Genomic DNA, 19,675 nt, shown 5'->3' on the forward strand with positions numbered 1-19,675 from the left:
TTGCGCCGATGACCCCGACGATCCCCGTGACGAGCACGGACCGGTACGCCCGCCTGGCGCGCGGCTGCCGGCCCAGGGGCTGCCGAGCCCCTGCGAGGCGTGTCCACGGCCGTCGGGTGCGGTACGTCATCGGCGACGAGCCGGGACAGGTGAACGGCATGCGATGGCAGCGCCCCGCGAGGGGCGCGGAGCAGTCCTGACCGCGTGGACGCGACCGGCGGCCCGAGGCCGTCCGGCAAGCTCCGCCCCCACGGCGAACAGTGTTCTTCCACACGCACTCACCGTGAGGTTTCCGCATGCCCAGCGAGTTCTTCATCCCTGACCCGAGCGGCCAGGTGCCCAGCGCCGAGGGCTACTTCGGCGCGTTCGGCGGCAAGTTCATCCCGGAGGCGCTCGTCGCCGCCGTGGACGAGGTCGCCGTCGAGTACGACAAGGCGAAGGCCGATCCCGAGTTCGCCCGCGAGCTCGACGACCTGCTCGTCAACTACACCGGCCGGCCCAGCGCGCTGACCGAGGTGCCGAGGTTCGCCGAGCACGCCGGCGGCGCCCGGGTCTTCCTCAAGCGGGAGGACCTCAACCACACCGGCTCCCACAAGATCAACAACGTGCTCGGCCAGGCCCTGCTCACCCGCCGCATGGGCAAGACCCGGGTGATCGCTGAGACCGGCGCTGGGCAGCACGGCGTCGCCACGGCCACCGCCTGCGCCCTGTTCGGCCTCGACTGCACCATCTACATGGGCGAGGTCGACACCAGGCGGCAGGCCCTGAACGTGGCCCGGATGCGCATGCTCGGCGCCGAGGTCGTCGCCGTGAAGTCCGGCAGCCGCACCCTCAAGGACGCCATCAACGAGGCGTTCCGGGACTGGGTCGCCAACGTCGACCGCACCCACTACCTCTTCGGCACCGTCGCCGGTCCCCACCCCTTCCCGGCCATGGTCCGCGACTTCCACCGCGTCATCGGTGTCGAGGCCCGGCGCCAGCTGCTGGAGCGCGCCGGCCGCCTCCCCGACGCCGCGATCGCCTGCGTGGGCGGCGGCTCCAACGCCATCGGCCTCTTCCACGCCTTCATCCCCGACGAGGGCGTCCGCCTCATCGGCTGCGAGCCCGCGGGGCACGGCATCGAGACCGGCGAGCACGCGGCGACCCTGACCGCGGGCGAGCCCGGCATCCTGCACGGCTCCCGGTCCTACGTCCTGCAGGACGAGGAGGGCCAGATCACCGAGCCGTACTCCATCTCGGCCGGTCTCGACTACCCGGGCATCGGGCCCGAGCACTCCTACCTCAAGGACTCCGGCCGCGGCGAGTACCGCGCGGTCACCGACGACGCCGCCATGCAGGCCCTGCGCCTGCTGTCGCGCACCGAGGGCATCATCCCGGCCATCGAGAGCGCCCACGCCCTCGCCGGCGCCCTGGAGGTCGGCAGGGAGCTGGGCGGGGAGGGCCTGATCGTCGTCAACCTCTCCGGCCGCGGCGACAAGGACATGGACACCGCCGCCCGCTACTTCGGCCTGTACGACACCGACGCCGAGGTGGCCGCCGACCAAGCCGACACCGCCGAGATCGAGGGGGACGCCAAGTGAGCGGGAACATCCAGCTGCTGTCGGACACCCTCGCCGCCGCCAGGGCGGAGGGGCGCGCCGCGCTCATCGCCTACCTGCCGGCCGGCTTCCCGACCGTGGACGGCGGCATCGAGGCGATCAAGGCCGTCTTCGACGGCGGCGCGGACGTCGTCGAGGTGGGCCTGCCGCACAGCGACCCCGTCCTCGACGGCCCGGTCATCCAGACCGCCGACGACATCGCCCTGCGCGGCGGCGTGCGGATCGCGGACGTGATGCGCACGGTCCGGGAGGCCCACGCGGCCACCGGCAAGCCCGTGCTCGTCATGACGTACTGGAACCCCATCGACCGCTACGGCGTCGAGCGCTTCACCGCCGAGCTGGCCGACGCGGGCGGCGCGGGCTGCATCCTGCCCGACCTGCCGGTGCAGGAGTCGGCGCTGTGGCGGGAGCACGCCGACAAGCACGGCCTCGCGACGGTCTTCGTGGTGGCGCCGAGCAGCAGGGACGAGCGGCTCGCCCGGATCACCGCGGCGGGCAGCGGCTTCGTCTACGCGGCCTCCCTGATGGGTGTCACCGGCACCCGTGAATCCGTCGGCACGCAGGCCCAGAACCTGGTGGAACGCACCCGCGCGACCGGCAGCGGGCTGCCCGTCTGCGTCGGCCTCGGCGTCTCCGACGCGGCCCAGGCCGCCGAGGTCGCCGGCTTCGCCGACGGCGTGATCGTCGGCTCGGCGTTCGTCAAGCGGATGCTGGACGCCCCGGACGGCGCCGCCGGCGTCGAGGCGGTCCGTGAGCTGGCCGGAGAGGTGGCGAAGGGCGTGCGCGGCCAGGCATGACCGTGCGGGATGTCCCGTATCGCATGATTCGGTCACTCGAACGGGTGGACCTCGGGCCGGGGAGGCGCGCTGCGCCTCCCCGGTTCGTTCTGGGGGTGTGAGCGAGAAGAACCGTGACGGAAAGCGCACCGCCCGGGAGCGGCTGGCGGACGAGCGCAAGAAGCAGAAGGCCTCGGAGAAGCGGCGGCGTACGCTGATCGTCGGCGCGACCGTCGTCTGCGTCCTCGGCCTCGCAGCCGTGATCGGCGTGATCGCCGCGAACTCCGGCAAGAGCAAGAGCAGCGCGAGCGGCGGCCCGGTCGTGGCGCCCTCCGGCGCGCTCGGCAAGGACAGCCTCGCGATCCCGGTCGGCAAGGACGGCGCCAGATCCACGCTCACGGTCTGGGAGGACTTCCGCTGCCCGGCCTGCCAGGCCTTCGAGACGGTGTACCGGCCGACGCTCCACGAACTGGTCGACGCCGGCAAGCTGAGGATCGAGTACCACCTGGTCCGGCTGATCGACGGCAACCTCGGCGGCACCGGCTCCCTGCGCGCCGCCAACGCGGCGGCCTGCGCCCAGGACGCCGGGAAGTTCCGCGACTTCCACGACGTGCTGTACGAGAACCAGCCCAAGGAGACCGAGGACGCCTTCGGCGACAACGCCAAGTTGATCGCGCTGGCCGGAAAGGTCAACGGCCTCGACACGCCCGCCTTCCGCAAGTGCGTGGACGGCGGCACCCACGACGCCTGGGTGAACAAGTCCCACAAGGCCTTCCAGGCCGGCGGCTTCACGGGCACGCCCACCGTCCTGCTGGGCGGCAAGAACATCTACCAGGAGCAGACGATGACCCCGGCCAAGCTCAAGCAGATGGTCGAGCAGGCGAACGGCGGGTGAGCGAATCCCGCGCTCCTGTTATGGACCCGTAGCCGGGCTGCTTGCTGTCCCCCCGGCCCGGCACGGTAGCGTCGGACCTGCCATGGAACTTGCCTACATTCCCAGCCCGTCGCGCGGGGTGCTGTATCTCGGCCCCATCCCGCTGCGCGGCTACGCCTTCTGCATCATCATCGGCGTCTTCGTTGCCGTCTGGCTCGGCAACAAGCGCTGGATCGCCCGCGGCGGGCAGTCCGGCACGGTCGCCGACATCGCGGTCTGGGCCGTGCCGTTCGGCCTGGTCGGCGGCCGGCTCTACCACGTGATCACGGACTACGAGCTGTACTTCAGTCCGGGCCGTGACTGGGTCGACGCCTTCAAGGTGTGGCAGGGCGGCCTGGGCATCTGGGGCGCGATCGCGCTCGGCGCCCTCGGCGCCTGGATCGGCGCCCGCCGCCGGGGCGTCCCGATGCCCGCGTACGCCGACGCCGTCGCCCCCGGCATCGCGTTCGCGCAGGCCATCGGCCGCTGGGGCAACTGGTTCAACCAGGAGCTGTACGGCCGTGAGACCCATGTTCCGTGGGCGCTGCACATCACCTCCTCCGAGGGCGGCCGGGTGCCGGGCTACTACCACCCGACCTTCCTCTACGAGTCCCTGTGGTGCATCGGCGTCGGCTTCCTCGTCATCTGGGCCGACCGCCGCTTCCGGCTGGGGCACGGCCGGGCGTTCGCCCTGTACGTCGCCGCCTACTGCGTGGGCCGCGGCTGGATCGAGTACATGCGCGTGGACGACGCCCACCACATCCTGGGCCTGCGCCTGAACGACTGGACCGCGCTGCTGGTCTTCCTGCTGGCGGTCACCTACATGGTGGTGTCGGCGAAGCTGCGGCCCGGCCGCGAGGAGGTCGTCGAACCGCTCGCGCCCGGCGCGCCGGGCGACGGCGCCGAATCTGCTGCCGGGGCGACCGGCACGGAGCACGAGGCCGAGGACGCGCAGAAGGCCGAGGGCGGTGACGAGCGGGACGCCGCGGAGGCGACGGAGGACGAGGCCGCCGGGTCGGCGACCAAGAAGACCTGACGGCCGGCCGTACGACGCCGAGGGCGCCCGGGGGTTCTCCGGGCGCCCTCGGCGTTTTCCGCGGCGGGCGCGGTTCAGCGCCGGCGGGCCAGGGAGAGCGTGCGCCGGGCCGTCGCCACCACGGCCGCGTCGACGAAGCGGCCGTCGGGCAGGGCCAGGGCACCCTCGTCCGCGGCCGCCGCCTTGATGACGGTCTCGGCGTGCTCCAGCTCGGCCGGCGTGGGCAGGAAGGCCCGCTCGATGACCGGGAGCTGCCGTGGGTGGATCGCGGCGCGGCCGAGGAAGCCGAGGGCGCGGCCGCGGGCGCAGGAGGCGGCGAGGCCGTCCAGGTCACGGATGTCCGGGTGGACGGTCTGCGGCGGCGGGGCGAGGCCCGCGGCCCGGGCGGCGACGATCACCCGCGAGCGTGGCCAGTCCAGCCCCGAGTCGGCCCGTACCCCCAGATCGGCCCGCAGGTCGGCCTCGCCGAGCGAGATGCCCCGCAGGGAGGGGTGGGCGGTGGCGATGGCGTAGGCGTGCTCGATGCCGAGGGCCGACTCCAGCAGGGCGTGCAGGGGGACGGGGGTGGCCGTGGCGACCTGCCGTACCTCGTGCGGGCCGGTCACCTTCGGCAGCCGCAGGCCGCAGAGGCCCGGCAGGCCGGCCAGGGCGGCGAGGTCGCCGGCCGCCCAGGGGCCGTCCAGGGCATTGACGCGGACGTGCACGGGCACCGGCTGCCGCTCCGTGAGGAGGTCCGCCGCGGCCGCGCGGGCGTACTCCTTGCGGTCGGGGGCCACCGCGTCTTCCAGGTCGACCACCACGACGTCGGCGCCCGCGGCGAGCGCCTTGGCGACCACGTGCGGGCGGTCACCGGGGACGTAGAGCCAGGTCAGCGGGGTCCGGGTCACAGGGCGCCCTCCGCGCGCAGGCCGGCGATCTCGGCCGGGGCGAGGCCCAGCTCGGTGAGCACGGCGTCCGTGTCGGCGCCGTGCGGGCGACCGGCCCAGCGGATCGTGCCGGGCGTGGCCGACAGCCGGAACAGCACGTTCTGCAGGCGCAGAGGACCCAGCTCGGGGTCGTCGACCGTGGTGACCGTGTCCAGGGCCTGGTACTGGGGGTCCGCGAGGACGCCCCGGACGTCCTGGACGGGTGCCACGGCGGCCTCCGCCTTCTCGAAGGCCGCGAGGACCTCGGTGCGGGTGCGGACGGCGATCCAGGAGCCGACCGCCTCGTCCAGCACGTCGGCGTGCGCGGCCCGCTCCGCGCCCGTGGCGAACCACGGCTCCTCGGTCAGCTCCGGTCGGCCCACCAGGCGCATCACCCGCTCCGCGACCGACTGCGCGGACGTGGAGACGGCCACCCAGGTGCCGTCGGCGGTGCGGTAGGTGTTGCGCGGGGCGTTGTTCGCGGACCGGTTCCCGGTGCGCTCCTGCACATGGCCGAGTTGGTCGTACCAGGTGGGGTGCGGGCCGAGTACGGACAGGATGGGCTCGATGATCGCCATGTCGACGACCTGGCCCTCGCCGGTGCGCTCCCGCGCGGCCAGCGCCGTCAGCACGGCGTACGCGGTCGCCAGGCCCGCGATCGAGTCGGCGAGTCCGAAGGGCGGCAGTGTCGGGGGCGCGTCCGGCTCCCCGGTGATCGCGGCGAAGCCGCTCATCGCCTCGGCGAGGGTGCCGAAGCCGGGGCGGTGCGAGTACGGGCCGAACTGGCCGAACGCGGTGACCCGGGTGAGGACCAGCCGCGGGTTGACCGCGGTCAGCTCCGCCCAGCCCAGGCCCCACTTCTCCAGGGTGCCGGGGCGGAAGTTCTCGACCAGCACGTCGGCGGTGGCGGCGAGGCGCAGCAGGGTGGCCCGGCCGCCGGGCCTGGACAGGTCGAGGGTGATCGTGCGCTTGTTGCGGCCGAGCACCTTCCACCACAGGCCGATCCCGTCCTTGGCCGGGCCGTGGCCCCGGGACGGGTCCGGCCGTCCGGGATGCTCGACCTTGATCACCTCGGCGCCGAAGTCGCCGAGCAGGGTGGCGGCCATCGGACCGGCGAAGAGGGTCGCCAGGTCCAGCACCCGCAGGCCGCCCAGCGCGGGGAGCGGCGGTGCCGTCGTACTCATGCGGTGAACAGGGCGTCGATCTCCGGGCGGTACGGCATCGACGCCGACGCCCCTTCCCGCTGGACCGAGATCGCCGCCGCGGCGGCCGCCCAGGACAGCGCCTCCCGCACCGGTTTCTCCTCGGCGAGGGCCACCGCGAGCGCGCCGACGAAGGTGTCGCCCGCGCCCGTGGAGTCCACGGCCTCGACGTGCGGCGCGGGCACCACCAGCGGCTCGGTGCCGCGGACCAGGTACAGGCAGCCGGTCGCGCCGAGGGTGACCACGACCTCCGGCACCACGTCCAGCAGGGCGGCGGCGGCCTCGCGCGGGTCGGTGCGGCCGGTGAGGGTGACCGCCTCGTACTCGTTGGCCACCAGCAGGTCGGTGGCGGCCAGGAGTTCCCTCGGCAGCGGCTGGACGGGGGACGGGGTGAGCGCCGTGCGCACCCGGTGCCGGCGGGCGGCCTCGGCCCCCGCGACGACCGCGGCCAGGGGGATCTCCAGCTGCAGCAGCAGGGCGTCGGCGGAGGCGATCACCCCCTCGTCGCCGGGCGAGAGGTGGTCGACGGTGCCGTTCGCGCCGGGGATGACGACGATGGAGTTGCCGCCCTCGTCGTCGACCACGATGTGCGCGGTGCCGGACGGGCCCTCGACCGTGCGCAGGGAGTCGGTGTCCACGCCGGAGTGTTCGAGGGTGTCCCGCATCCGCAGGCCGAAGGCGTCGTTGCCGACCGCGCCGATCATCGAGACGGTGGCGCCGGCCCGGGCGGCGGCGATCGCCTGGTTGGCGCCCTTGCCGCCGGGGATCGTGCGGAACTCCCGTCCCGTCACGGTCTCGCCGCGCTGCGGGGCCTTCGTGACGTAGGTGACGAGGTCCATGTTCGTGCTGCCGAGGACGGCGATGTGGGTCATGGTCGGGTCGCCTCCAGGTGGGTGAGGTGGGCCAGGGTGTCGAAGCCGGTGCCGTCGAAGTCGGCGACGGTGGTGGCGAGCCGGTTCTTCAGGGGGGCGCGCCAGTGCTCGGGGAGGGCGGCGGGGGAGCCCGCGAGGAGCCCCGCGACGCTGCCCGCGGTCGCGCCGGCCGAGTCCGTGTCGAGGCCGCCCGACACCGCACGGCGCACGGCACCGGTGAAGTCGCCGTCCGCGTGGCTGAGGGCCGCGGCGAGCAGGGCGGTGTTGGGGACGGCGTGCACCCAGTGGTGGGTGGGGGCGTAGCGGGCGTGCAGCGCGTCCACGACGTCGTCGAAGTCGGTGTGCGCCCCGGCCAGCCGCAGGGCGTGGCCGACCGCCCGCGCGAGGCGGGAGCGGGGCGGGATCACCGTACGGCCCGTGCGCAGGCAGTCGTGCACGTCGTGGTCGCCGGTGGCCGCGGTGGCGATCACGGCGGCGGTGAACATCGCCGCGTAGACGCCGTTGGCCGTGTGGGTGAGGACCGCGTCCCGGTGCGCCTGTTCGGCGGCCGCGGCCGGATCGCCCGGGTTGGTCCAGCCGTGCACGTCGGCGCGGATCAGCGCGCCGATCCACTCCCGGAACGGGTTGCGGTGGCGGGCCGTGTGCGGGGGTTCGATGCCGCTGAGGAGGTTGCGGTAGGCGATGCGCTCCGCGGTGAACGTGCGGCCGGGCGGGAGTTCGTCCAGCCAGAGCCGTGCCACGTCCACGGTGGTGAAGGCCCTTCCGTGCCGCTTCCGGAGGAGCAGGTTGAGGAGCGGGTAGTTCAGGTCGTCGTCCTCGGGCATGCCGTCGATGTTCTCGGCGAGGGAGGTGGCGGCCGAGCGGCGGTTCCACGGGTGCGCGGCGAGCAGGTCCTCCGGGACTCCCCGGGCCGTGAAGTAGCCGGCGAGGGGCCAGTTGCCGGCCGCATGGGCGAGGGCGCGGACGCCGTCCAGGGGGAGCTTCTCCACGGGCTTGCCCAGCAGGCATCCGATGGCCCGGCCCAGCCAGGACGCCTCCAGCGCGAGGGGGGTGGTCTCCCCGGCCGGCCGTGCGGAGGGCCAGTCGGGGCAGGCGGCCCTGATGCCGGGCAGGTCCGTCGGCTCGTCCTCCGCCCAGCTGCCGGGCAGGTCGGCCAGTTCGTCCAGCAGGTCCTCCGCCAGCAGGCGCAGGTACCGGGAGGCGCGGTGCGGGGACGCGCCCGCCCGGTCCGGGGCGTCCGGCCCGCCCGCCGCCCGCCATCTCGCCTCGATCCGGGACGGCTCGCGGCCGTCGAGCCGGGCCTGGCGCAGTTCGTGGCCGAGGAGGTCCTCCGGCTGGACCCAGGTCAGTCGGAGCACGGCTCGCCCCCGAGGGCGGCGAAGGCCCGCTCGTGGGCCCGGTGGCGGTGCACGTCGCGGGCGAAGATCTCGCGGGTGACCCCGGTGAGCGTGGTGGCCGGCTGCCACAGGTCGAGGCGGCTCGCCTCCGCGACCGTCTTCGACCACTCCTCGGGGACGGGCGAGCCGAGGGCGCCCGCGAGGGCACCGGCCATGGTGGCGATCGAGTCGCAGTCGCGGCCGTAGTTGACCGAGCCGAGGACCGCGTGCCGGAAGTCCCCGCCCGCGACCACCAGCATGCCGAGGGCGACGGGGAGTTCCTCGATGGAGTGCAGGCGGGAGGGGCGCCGGGCGGCCAGGGAGGGGGCGCGGTAGTCCGGGCCGACCGTGTCGTACGGGGCGACGGCCGCGCGCAGCGGGCCCAGGGCCGACTCGAAGTCGCGGTGGCCGCGTGCCACATCGCAGACGCTCTCGATCGCCGCGCGGGTGCCGTCCTTCGCCAGCGCCAGGCAGGCGGTCACCACCGAGTCCGGGGTCGCGCCCGGTGCGGCGGCGGCGGCGACGGCCGCGGCGAAGACACCGGCCGCCTCCCGGCCGTACGACGACTGGTGCGCACCGGCGACGTCCAGCGCCTCGGCGTACGCGGCGGCCGGGTCGGCGGCGTTGACCAGGCCGACGGGGGCCATGTACATCGCGGCCCCGCAGTTGACGATGTTGCCGACGCCTGCCTCCCGGGGGTCCGCATGGCCGTAGGCGAGCCGGGCGACCAGCCACTTCTCGGCCAGGAAGATCCGGTGCAGCGGCAGCGCCTCCGCCTCCAGCTCCGGGATCCAGCGGGGGTTGGTCATCAGGTCCGGGACCAGGTGGTCGGCGATCGCGTACGCGTCGAGGTGGTCGCGGACGTGGGCGTAGACCCGGACCAGCGCATGGGTCAGCAGGGTGTCGTCGGTGACGTGTCCGTCGCCCTTGTGGTACGGGGCGAGGGGGCGGGCGGTGCGCCAGGCGTCGCCGTGCCAGGGGCCGACGATGCCGTGCACGCGGCCGCCGTGGCGCTCGGCGATCTGCTCGGGGGAGTAGCCCTCGACCGGGCCGCCGAGGGCGTCGCCCACGGCGGCCCCGACCAGGGCCCCGGTGATCCGCTCGCCGAGACCGGGCGGAGGGGGTCCACCGCTTTCTTCGTCTACGAGTCCTTTGGACTCCTTGGGCGTCATGCCCGAATCATCCTCCCGGGCGGGCCGGTTGTGCGGCTTCCAGGAGTCCGGCGAGTTCCACCAGGTCGGTGCCGGTGAGGCGGGGCAGGGCGCAACCGGGCAGGGTGCGGCAGGCGTCCCGCCAGGCCCGCGGAACGGCCGCGCCGCCGCCGAGGGCGCCGGTGAGGGCGCCCGCGAGTGCGGGGGCGGAGTCGGCGACCCGGGACAGGCAGGCGGCGGCGGGCACGGCCTCGGCGATGCGGCCGCGGGCGGCGGTGGCGAGCGCGAGGGCGACCGGGACGGTCTCGGCGGCGGCGATGCCGTAGCTGTAGACGTGATCGACGATCTGGTGTTCGAGGAGCGGGACGAGGGCGAAGGCGGACTCGCCGTCCCCGGCGAGCGCGAGCGCGTGCCGGGTGTTGCGGCCGATCTCCGTGTCGGCCGGGAGCTCGGCGAGGGCGGCCGTGACACAGGTGTCGGTGTCCGCGCCGGCGAGGGCGAGCGCCAGGGCCGCCCCCATGGCCCGCGCGCCGTGCACGCCGTCGCCGTCCTGGGTGTAGCGGGCGTCGAACTCGGCGAGGGAGGCCGCGCGCCCGGGATCGCCGGGGTGGGCGACGGCCAGGACGCAGGCGCGGACGCAGGCGGCGTCGTCGAAGTAGTGCGGGTTGTCGTGCCCGGTGGCGGGCGGGCGCAGGCCGGTCGCGAGGTTGCCGAGGCCCGCACGGACCGAGATGCGGGCGCGCAGCGGGAGCACGGCCGATTCGATCTCGGGCGCGCGGTCCGCCGCGGCGGCGACCTCGGAGGCCACGGCGGTCCAGGTCAGGTCGATCGCGGCGCGCATGCGGCGGTCCCGGCTGAGGTCGCCGAGGACGTCGTCGGCACCGGCCCGCAGCACCGCCTCGGCGGCGAAGGCGGCCCACTCGGCGTCGTCGGAGGGGCCGAGGCGGAGGGGGCCGGGGGGCTGGTTGAGGGCGATCGGCACGGGGAGCGTGGTGGTGGCGTTCTGCTCCGCGAAGGTGTCCAGCTCGCGGGTGAGACGGCGGGTCCACTCGGGCATACGGGCGGCGCGGTGCCGGGCGGCGGGCCAGCCGGCGGCGTCGCCCGCGGCGAGGCCCAGCAGCAGGCCTTCGACGCGGCGCGCGGTCATGACCGGCCCTCGCTGTCCGCCCCGACCAGGGACCCACGGTCCTGTGCCCGTCCCCCGCCCGGCTCCGCCGGGGGGCGGGGCGGGGACGCCTCGGCGGCGGCCGGGGCGGGATTGCGCAGCTCCTGCGACAGGAACACCGGCAGGACCACGTCCGCCCCCCACTTGCCGCCCTCCTCGGGGACGAGGAGCTCGGCCAGGTCCAGGACGTGGTGGCCGGCCATGGCGGGCAGGCAGCGTCCCCGGGCGGGGCCGATGGCCGCGGCCCAGGCGGTCGGGACGGCGGAGAACCCCCCGGTCGCCCCGGCCAGCGCGCCGGCCACCGCGGCCGTCGTGTCGGCGTCGCGGCCCATGTTGACGGCCGTCAGGACCGCCTCCCGGAAGTCGCCGTCGGCCGCCGCGTACGCGCCGAACGCCAGGGCCACCGCCTCCGGCGCCAGGTCGGTCCAGGGGTAGCCGCCGATGACGACGGCGGAGCGGACCGCGCGTTCCCCGCGGTGGGCCACGGCCACCGCGCGGCGCAGGGAGCGGGCCGTCCAGGAGTCCTCCGGGATCACCGCGAGGGCGGAGGCGATCACCACGGGGGCCGGCGCTCCCGCCATCGCCGCGGCCACTCCCGCCGCGACCGCCTGGCCGCCGTAGATGCCCTCGCCCTCGTGGCTGACGGAGCCGTCGATCGCCACCAGCCGGGCCGCCTCCGCCGGGCGTCCGGCGGCGAAGACGCCGAAGGGCGCCGCGCGCATCGCCAGCCCGTCGCTCCAGGCGTGGCGGTGCTGGGCCGAGATGGGGGCGGCCAGGCCGCGGCGCAGGTTCTCCAGGGTGCCGCGCTCGCTGAAGCCCGCGCCCCGGAAGGGGCTGTCCGCGCGGTCCGCGATCCACTCGTGCCAGGCCGCCTCCACGTGCGCCGGGGTCAGCGCCGAGCCGTGCCGGGCCAGCAGCAGGCCCGAGAAGAGCGCGTACTCGGTGTCGTCCGTGCCCTGCGGGCGGTCGCTCACGTACCCCGTGACGCGGCCCCAGCGGGCCCGGATCTCGGAGGGCCTGAGGTTCTCGGCGGGGGCGCCGAGGGCGTCCCCGACGGCCAGGCCGAGCAGCGCGCCCCGGGCGCGCTCGCGGAGGCCGGTGGCGTCCCCGGGCGCCGGAACCGGGGGAGTGCGGGCGATCGATGCCATGGGCGGCCTCCTTCGGAGGGGCCCCGGAACACCGCCGGGGACCCTTTGCGGATGTGTCCCACGGCAGGGGTGCGACCGAGCTGTCCCCGGCTCAGCGTCACCCGCTCGACATATGAGCAGTCATGATCACCAATGAGCAAAGAGAGTAAAGCCGCAGGTTAGCCCAGCCTTCCCTTGCTGGCGACGGGGAGGTTATCGGCGTAGGTTCAGGGCTATCCAAAAGTAGAACTCGTCCAAAGTTAGCTTTGGCTAAGCTATCCCGGGGGGCCTCATGGCCATCATCGAAATCGAGGCCGCGCTGCACGAGGCGCACCGCGACAACCACACGCACCGCGACGTGAACGGCGGCTGGCTGCGCCCCGCCGTCTTCGGCGCGATGGACGGCCTGGTCTCCAACCTCGCGCTGATGACCGGCGTGGCCGGCGGTTCCGTCAGTCACCAGACCATCGTCATCACCGGACTCGCGGGCCTCGCCGCCGGCGCCTTCTCCATGGCGGCCGGCGAGTACACCTCCGTCGCCTCCCAGCGTGAACTGGTCGAGGCCGAGCTCGACGTCGAGCGCCGTGAGCTGCGCAGGCACCCCCAGGACGAGGAGGACGAGCTCGCCGCGCTGTACGTGGCCCGGGGCGTGGAGCCCGAGCTGGCCCGCGAGGTCGCCCGGCAGCTGTCCAAGGACCCCGAGCAGGCCCTGGAGATCCATGCCCGCGAGGAGCTGGGCATCGACCCCGGCGACCTGCCCTCCCCGCTGGTCGCGGCCGTCTCCTCCTTCGGATCGTTCGCCCTCGGCGCCCTGCTGCCCCTGCTGCCCTACCTGCTCGGCGCCACCGCGCTGTGGCCCGCCGTGCTGCTCGCCCTCGCCGGGCTCTTCGGCTGCGGTGCCGTCGTCGCCAAGGTGACCGCGCGGTCCTGGTGGTACAGCGGCCTGCGGCAGCTCGCGCTCGGCGGCGCGGCGGCCGGTGTGACGTACGCCCTCGGCACCCTGTTCGGGACGGCCGTAGGATAGTCCCGCTGGTACTTATGCGCTGGGCCGCATAAGCAGCCGTTACTCGCTGGTTTCGAATGCGTGACCACCGGGCATGAGCCGTAAGCACAGCGGGCAATGACGCCTGCCGCAACCCCCGCGGGGTGAGCCGACGACGCTCCCCCCGCCCCACAGGGCCGACGAACAAGGATCCGACCGGTCCTGTCCGCAGCGGTCCTCCTCTCACGTTCGCCGCCACCGTGCGGCAGCCCCCGCCGCCCCGCGCGGCACCCCGCCGACACCACGCGGCGACACCGTCACGGACCCCGTGGCGTCCGCATGTTGGAACGGGCTATCCGGTTACCGGGTACCGCCCCATCATGTAATCTGCACGAAATTTAGCCATCACACAGCAGAGGGCCAACGTCGTCCCTCGGCACCTGCCACATGCCATATGACGACGACGGGAGAGCCGATGCGTACGCCGCGCCAGCCGTCCCAGCACTCCGTGACCGGCCAGAACTGGTCGTTCATGGATGCTCGCCCTGCTGCGCAGGGTATGTACGACCCCCGCAACGAACACGACGCCTGTGGCGTCGGTTTCGTCGCCACCCTTACCGGCGAGGCGTCCCACACGCTGGTCGAGCAGGCGCTCACCGTGCTGCGCAACCTGGAGCACCGCGGCGCCACCGGCTCCGAGCCGGACTCGGGCGACGGCGCCGGCCTGCTGTCGCAGGTTCCGGACGCCTTCCTCCGCGAGGTGGCCGGATTCGACCTTCCCGAAGCTGGCTCGTATGCAGTAGGCATCGCCTTCCTTCCGGTGGAGGGCACCGAGGCCGCTGTCTCACAGATCGAGACGATCGTGGCCGACGAGGGCCTGACCGTCCTCGGCTGGCGCGAGGTCCCGGTCGCCCCCGAGCTGCTGGGCGCCAGCGCCCGCTCCACCATGCCGGCCTTCCGGCAGCTGTTCGTGACCGACAACGCCAGCGAGGGCATCGCGCTGGACCGCAAGGCGTTCGTGCTGCGCAAGCGCGCCGAGCGCGAGGCCGGCGTGTACTTCCCGTCGCTCTCCGCCCGCACGATCGTCTACAAGGGCATGCTGACCACCGGCCAGCTGGAGCCCTTCTTCCCGGACCTGTCCGACCGCCGCTTCGCCTCCGCGATCGCGCTCGTGCACTCCCGGTTCTCCACGAACACCTTCCCGTCGTGGCCGCTCGCGCACCCGTACCGCTTCGTCGCCCACAACGGTGAGATCAACACCGTCAAGGGCAACCGCAACTGGATGCGCGCCCGCGAGTCCCAGCTCGCCTCCGGCCTGTTCGGCCCGGACGAGAAGACGATCGAGCGCATCTTCCCCGTGTGCACGCCGGACGCCTCCGACTCGGCGTCCTTCGACGAGGTGCTCGAACTGCTGCACCTCGGCGGCCGCTCGCTCCCGCACTCCGTGCTGATGATGATCCCGGAGGCGTGGGAGAACCACGACTCCATGGACCCGGCCCGGCGCGCCTTCTACCAGTTCCACTCCACGATGATGGAGCCCTGGGACGGCCCGGCCTGCGTCACCTTCACCGACGGCACCCAGGTCGGCGCCGTGCTCGACCGCAACGGTCTGCGCCCCGGCCGCTACTGGGTCACCGACGAGGGCCTCGTCGTCCTCGGCTCCGAGGTCGGCGTCCTCGACATCGACCCGGCCAGGGTCGTCCGCAAGGGCCGGCTGCAGCCCGGCCGGATGTTCCTCGTGGACACCGCCGAGCACCGCATCATCGAGGACGACGAGATCAAGGCCGGCCTCGCCGGCGAGAAGCCGTACGCCGAGTGGCTGGAGGCCGGCGAGATCGAGCTGGGCGACCTGCCCGAGCGCGAGCACATCGTCCACACCCACGCCTCGGTCACCCGCCGCCAGCAGACCTTCGGCTACACCGAGGAGGAGCTGCGCGTCCTCCTCGCGCCGATGGCCCGCACCGCTGCCGAGCCGATCGGCTCCATGGGCACGGACTCGCCCATCGCGGCCCTGTCCGAGCGCCCGCGGCTGCTCTTCGACTACTTCACCCAGCTCTTCGCGCAGGTCACCAACCCGCCGCTGGACGCGATCCGCGAGGAGCTGGTCACCTCCCTGCGCTCGTCGCTCGGCCCGGAGGGCAACCTGCTGGAGCCGACGGCCGCCTCCTGCCGCTCGGTCACCCTGCCCTTCCCGGTCATCGACAACGACGAGCTGGCCAAGCTCATCCACATCAACGCCGACGGCGACATGCCCGGCTTCAAGGCCGCGACCCTGTCCGGCCTGTACCGGGTCTCCGGCGGCGGCGACTCGCTCGCCGCCCGCATCGAGGAGATCTGCGCCGAGGCCGACGCGGCCATCGACAACGGTGCCCGCCTGATCGTCCTGTCGGACCGCCACTCGGACGCCGAGCACGCGCCGATCCCGTCGCTCCTGCTCACCGCGGCCGTCCACCACCACCTCATCCGCACCAAGCAGCGCACCCACGTGGGCCTGCTGGTCGAGGCCGGCGACGTGCGCGAGGTCCACCACGTCGCCCTGCTCATCGGCTTCGGCGCCGCCGCCGTCAACCCGTACCTGGCGATGGAGTCGGTGGAGGACCTGTTGCGCGCGGGCACCTTCATCAACGGCATCGAGCCCGAGCAGGCCATCCGCAACCTGATCTACGCCCTCGGCAAGGGCGTCCTGAAGGTCATGTCCAAGATGGGCATCTCCACCGTCGCCTCCTACCGCGGCGCCCAGGTCTTCGAGGCCGTCGGCCTGGACGAGGCCTTCGTCGAGAAGTACTTCAACGGCACCGCCACCAAGATCGGCGGCGTCGGCATCGACGTCATCGCCAAGGAGGTCGGCGCCCGCCACGCCAAGGCCTACCCGGCCTCCGGCATCGCTCCCGCGCACCGCGCGCTGGAGATCGGCGGCGAGTACCAGTGGCGCCGCGAGGGCGAGCCGCACCTGTTCGACCCGGACACGGTCTTCCGCCTGCAGCACTCCACGCGCACCGGCCGGTACGACATCTTCAAGAAGTACACGTCCCGCGTGAACGAGCAGTCCGAGCGCCTGATGACGCTGCGCGGCCTGTTCGGCTTCACGTCGGACCGGCAGCCGATCCCCCTCGACGAGGTCGAGCCGGCCAGCGAGATCGTCAAGCGGTTCTCGACGGGCGCCATGTCGTACGGCTCCATCTCCAAGGAGGCGCACGAGACCCTCGCCATCGCCATGAACCAGCTGGGCGGCAAGTCCAACACCGGTGAGGGCGGCGAGGACCCGGACCGCCTGTACGATCCGGCGCGCCGCTCGGCGATCAAGCAGGTGGCCTCCGGCCGCTTCGGCGTGACCTCCGAGTACCTGGTCAACGCGGACGACATCCAGATCAAGATGGCCCAGGGCGCCAAGCCCGGCGAGGGCGGCCAGCTGCCCGGCCACAAGGTCTACCCGTGGGTCGCGAAGACGCGTCACTCGACGCCGGGCGTCGGCCTGATCTCCCCGCCGCCGCACCACGACATCTACTCCATCGAGGACCTGGCCCAGCTGATCCACGACCTCAAGAACGCCAACCCGGCCGCCCGCATCCACGTGAAGCTGGTGTCCGAGGTCGGCGTCGGCACGGTCGCGGCCGGTGTGTCCAAGGCGCACGCCGACGTGGTGCTGATCTCCGGTCACGACGGCGGCACCGGTGCCTCCCCGCTGACCTCGCTGAAGCACGCGGGCGGCCCCTGGGAGCTCGGCCTCGCCGAGACCCAGCAGACCCTGCTGCTCAACGGCCTGCGCGACCGCATCGTCGTGCAGACCGACGGCCAGCTGAAGACCGGCCGCGACGTCGTCATCGCCGCGCTGCTCGGTGCCGAGGAGTTCGGTTTCGCGACCGCGCCGCTCGTCGTCTCCGGCTGCATCATGATGCGCGTCTGCCACCTGGACACCTGCCCGGTCGGCATCGCCACCCAGAACCCGGTGCTGCGCGAGCGCTTCGCGGGCAAGGCCGAGCACGTGGTGAACTTCTTCCGGTTCATCGCCGAGGAGGTCCGCGAGCTGCTGGCCGAGCTGGGCTTCCGCTCCATCGAGGAGGCCGTCGGCCACGCCGAGGTGCTCGACGTCGAGCGCGCGGTCGACCACTGGAAGGCGCAGGGCCTGGACCTGGAGCCGCTGTTCCACGTGCCCGACCTGCCCGAGGGCGCCGTCCGCCACCGGCTGATCGCCCAGGACCACGGCCTGGAGAAGGCGCTGGACAACGAGCTGATCAAGCTCGCCGGCGACGCCCTGGCCGCGAGCGACGCCACCGAGGCCCAGCCGGTGCGCGCCCAGGTCGCCATCCGCAACATCAACCGCACGGTCGGCACCATGCTCGGCCACGAGGTGACGAAGAAGTTCGGTGGCGCGGGCCTGCCCGACGACACCGTCGACATCACCTTCACGGGCTCGGCCGGCCAGTCCTTCGGCGCGTTCCTGCCGCGCGGTGTCACGCTGCGCCTGGAGGGCGACGCCAACGACTACGTCGGCAAGGGCCTGTCCGGTGGCCGGATCGTGGTCCGCCCGGACCGCGCGGCCGACCACCTCGCCGAGTACTCGACCATCGCGGGCAACACCATCGGCTACGGCGCCACCGGCGGCGAGCTGTTCCTGCGCGGCCGTACCGGTGAGCGGTTCTGCGTCCGCAACTCGGGCGCGCTGGTCGTCTCCGAGGGCGTGGGCGACCACGGCTGCGAGTACATGACCGGCGGTCACGCGGTCGTCCTCGGCCCGACCGGCCGCAACTTCGCCGCGGGCATGTCCGGCGGTATCGCCTACGTCATCGACCTCGACCGCGACAACGTCAACGTCGGCAACGTCGAGTCGGTCCAGGCGCTGGACGACACGGACAAGCAGTGGCTGCACGACGTGGTGCGCCGCCACGCGGAGGAGACCGGCTCGACGGTCGCCGAGAAGCTGCTCGCCGACTGGGACACGGCCGTGGAGCGGTTCAGCAAGATCATCCCCAGCACCTACAAGGCAGTGCTCGCCGCCAAGGACGCCGCCGAGCGAGCCGGTCTCTCCGAGACCGAGATCACCGAGAAGATGATGGAGGCGGCGATCAATGGCTGACCCGAAGGGCTTCCTGAACCACGGCCGCGAGGTCGCCAAGACCCGTCCTGTCGGTGAGCGCGTCAAGGACTGGAACGAGGTCTACGTCCCCGGCTCCCTGCTGCCGATCATCAGCAAGCAGGCCAGCCGGTGCATGGACTGCGGCATCCCGTTCTGCCACAACGGCTGTCCGCTGGGGAACCTGATCCCCGAGTGGAACGACTACGCCTACCGCGAGGACTGGGGCGCCGCCTCCGAGCGCCTGCACGCGACCAACAACTTCCCGGAGTTCACCGGTCGCCTGTGCCCCGCCCCCTGCGAGTCGGCGTGCGTGCTCGGCATCAACCAGTCGCCGGTCACCATCAAGAACGTCGAGGTCTCGATCATCGACAAGGCGTGGGAGACCGGGGACGTCGCCCCGCAGATCCCGGAGCGCCTGTCCGGCAAGACGGTCGCGGTCATCGGTTCGGGCCCCTCGGGCCTGGCCGCAGCCCAGCAGCTGACCCGGGCCGGCCACACGGTCGCCGTCTACGAGCGCGCGGACCGCGTCGGAGGCCTCCTCCGGTACGGCATCCCCGAGTTCAAGATGGAGAAGCGGCACATCAACCGCCGTATCGAGCAGATGCGCGCGGAGGGCACCCGCTTCCGTACCGGTGTCGAGGTCGGCCGCGACATCAACGCCCGCGACCTGAAGAAGCGGTACGACGCGATCGTGATCGCCGCCGGCGCCACGACCGCCCGTGACCTGCCGGTGCCGGGCCGCGAGCTCAAGGGCGTCCTCCAGGCGATGGAGTACCTGCCGCTGGCCAACAAGGTCCAGGAGGGCGACTACGTCACCACGCCGATCTCCGCCGAGGGCAAGCACGTCGTCGTCATCGGCGGCGGCGACACCGGCGCCGACTGCGTGGGCACCGCCCACCGCCAGGGCGCGGCCTCCGTCACCCAGCTGGAGATCATGCCCCGCCCGAACGACGAGCGGCACGCGACCGACCAGCCCTGGCCGACCTTCCCGATCCTCTACAAGGTCACCTCGGCCCACGAGGAGGGCGGCGAGCGGATCTACTCCGCCTCCACCACCCACTTCGAGGGCGACGAGGACGGCAACGTGCAGTGGCTGCACCTGGCCGAAGTGGAGTTCGTCGAGGGCAGGTTGACCTCCAAGCCGGGCACCGAGCGCAAGATCCCGGCCCAGCTGGTCGCCCTCGCCATGGGCTTCACCGGCACCGACCGGGAGAACGGCCTGGTGGAGCAGTTCGGCCTTGACCTCGACGAACGCGGTAACATCGCCCGCGACGCCGACTTCCAGACCAACGTCCCGGGCGTGTTCGTCGCCGGTGACGCCGGCCGTGGGCAGTCCCTCATCGTGTGGGCGATCGCGGAGGGCCGCTCGGCCGCCCGCGGAGTCGACCGCCACCTGACCGGTGCCAGCGACCTGCCGGCCCCGATCCGCCCGACGGACCGCGCGCTGGCGGTCTGACGGCTCCAAGAACGTCCCGTACAACGGCGTACGGAACACTGA

Annotated in this window: 15 protein-coding genes; 8 read left to right on the plus strand and 7 right to left on the minus strand. The window is 73.3% G+C overall.

The genetic code is table 11. From position 1 onward, the window contains the following. Positions 1 to 8: 8 nt before the first annotated feature. The 5 genes from trpM to lgt all read left to right on the plus strand — a co-directional run bounded on the left by trpM (position 9) and on the right by lgt (position 4,323). Positions 9 to 200: a tryptophan biosynthesis modulator TrpM gene (gene trpM / locus ACZ7FF_RS03540; RefSeq protein WP_470809107.1), complete on the plus strand. Its 192-nt coding sequence runs from the start codon at positions 9 to 11 to the stop codon at positions 198 to 200. Positions 201 to 296: 96 nt separating this feature from the next. Then, positions 297 to 1,580: a tryptophan synthase subunit beta gene (gene trpB / locus ACZ7FF_RS03545; RefSeq protein ID WP_470809109.1), complete on the plus strand. Its 1,284-nt coding sequence runs from the start codon at positions 297 to 299 to the stop codon at positions 1,578 to 1,580. Next, the gene (trpA, locus tag ACZ7FF_RS03550; RefSeq protein ID WP_470809110.1) at positions 1,577 to 2,395 is read left to right on the plus strand and encodes a tryptophan synthase subunit alpha; all 819 of its coding nucleotides are present in this window, start codon (positions 1,577 to 1,579) and stop codon (positions 2,393 to 2,395) included. Before trpB ends, trpA begins: the two co-directional genes overlap by 4 nt. Before the next feature lie 97 nt (positions 2,396 to 2,492). Next, positions 2,493 to 3,269 (plus strand): DsbA family protein, encoded by a 777-nt coding sequence (locus ACZ7FF_RS03555; RefSeq protein ID WP_470809112.1) that lies wholly within the window; start codon positions 2,493 to 2,495, stop codon positions 3,267 to 3,269. 82 nt (positions 3,270 to 3,351) lie between these two features. Next, on the plus strand, positions 3,352 to 4,323 hold the full coding sequence (gene lgt, locus ACZ7FF_RS03560; protein WP_470809113.1) for a prolipoprotein diacylglyceryl transferase: 972 nt from the start codon (positions 3,352 to 3,354) through the stop codon (positions 4,321 to 4,323). A 74-nt stretch (positions 4,324 to 4,397) separates the two neighbouring features. Here lgt and ACZ7FF_RS03565 read toward each other — a convergent pair whose 3' ends face one another. From ACZ7FF_RS03565 to ACZ7FF_RS03595, 7 genes are read right to left on the minus strand one after another with little or no spacing between them, the layout of a single operon-like run. Then, the gene (locus ACZ7FF_RS03565) at positions 4,398 to 5,210 is read right to left on the minus strand and encodes an HpcH/HpaI aldolase/citrate lyase family protein (RefSeq protein ID WP_470809114.1); all 813 of its coding nucleotides are present in this window, start codon (positions 5,208 to 5,210) and stop codon (positions 4,398 to 4,400) included. Then, on the minus strand, positions 5,207 to 6,412 hold the full coding sequence (locus tag ACZ7FF_RS03570; protein ID WP_470809115.1) for a CaiB/BaiF CoA transferase family protein: 1,206 nt from the start codon (positions 6,410 to 6,412) through the stop codon (positions 5,207 to 5,209). The genes ACZ7FF_RS03565 and ACZ7FF_RS03570 overlap by 4 nt, the downstream gene beginning before the upstream one ends. Beyond that, complete coding sequence (gene rbsK / locus ACZ7FF_RS03575; RefSeq protein ID WP_470809116.1) at positions 6,409 to 7,302, minus strand: ribokinase; 894 nt, start codon at positions 7,300 to 7,302, stop codon at positions 6,409 to 6,411. The genes ACZ7FF_RS03570 and rbsK overlap by 4 nt, the downstream gene beginning before the upstream one ends. Next, on the minus strand, positions 7,299 to 8,660 hold the full coding sequence (locus tag ACZ7FF_RS03580; protein ID WP_470809117.1) for an ADP-ribosylglycohydrolase family protein: 1,362 nt from the start codon (positions 8,658 to 8,660) through the stop codon (positions 7,299 to 7,301). The genes rbsK and ACZ7FF_RS03580 overlap by 4 nt, the downstream gene beginning before the upstream one ends. After that, a complete protein-coding gene (locus tag ACZ7FF_RS03585) occupies positions 8,648 to 9,850 on the minus strand; it encodes an ADP-ribosylglycohydrolase family protein (protein WP_470809118.1) in 1,203 nt (400 codons plus the stop codon). The genes ACZ7FF_RS03580 and ACZ7FF_RS03585 overlap by 13 nt, the downstream gene beginning before the upstream one ends. Before the next feature lie 7 nt (positions 9,851 to 9,857). Beyond that, a complete protein-coding gene (locus ACZ7FF_RS03590; protein ID WP_470809120.1) occupies positions 9,858 to 10,976 on the minus strand; it encodes an ADP-ribosylglycohydrolase family protein in 1,119 nt (372 codons plus the stop codon). Continuing rightward, positions 10,973 to 12,142, minus strand: coding sequence for an ADP-ribosylglycohydrolase family protein (locus tag ACZ7FF_RS03595; RefSeq protein WP_470809121.1), 1,170 nt, complete (start codon positions 12,140 to 12,142; stop codon positions 10,973 to 10,975). The genes ACZ7FF_RS03590 and ACZ7FF_RS03595 overlap by 4 nt, the downstream gene beginning before the upstream one ends. A gap of 271 nt (positions 12,143 to 12,413) precedes the next feature. Here ACZ7FF_RS03595 and ACZ7FF_RS03600 point away from each other — a divergent pair, with 271 nt between their 5' ends. The 3 genes from ACZ7FF_RS03600 (at position 12,414) to ACZ7FF_RS03610 (ending at position 19,633) form a co-directional block, all read left to right on the plus strand. After that, on the plus strand, positions 12,414 to 13,145 hold the full coding sequence (locus ACZ7FF_RS03600; RefSeq protein ID WP_470809122.1) for a VIT1/CCC1 transporter family protein: 732 nt from the start codon (positions 12,414 to 12,416) through the stop codon (positions 13,143 to 13,145). A gap of 517 nt (positions 13,146 to 13,662) precedes the next feature. Beyond that, a complete protein-coding gene (gltB, locus tag ACZ7FF_RS03605) occupies positions 13,663 to 18,177 on the plus strand; it encodes a glutamate synthase large subunit (protein WP_470809581.1) in 4,515 nt (1,504 codons plus the stop codon). Next, on the plus strand, positions 18,170 to 19,633 hold the full coding sequence (locus ACZ7FF_RS03610) for a glutamate synthase subunit beta (protein ID WP_470809123.1): 1,464 nt from the start codon (positions 18,170 to 18,172) through the stop codon (positions 19,631 to 19,633). Before gltB ends, ACZ7FF_RS03610 begins: the two co-directional genes overlap by 8 nt. Positions 19,634 to 19,675: the final 42 nt, after the last annotated feature.

The sequence above is a fragment of the Streptomyces sp. NPDC037126 genome (assembly GCF_055605965.1).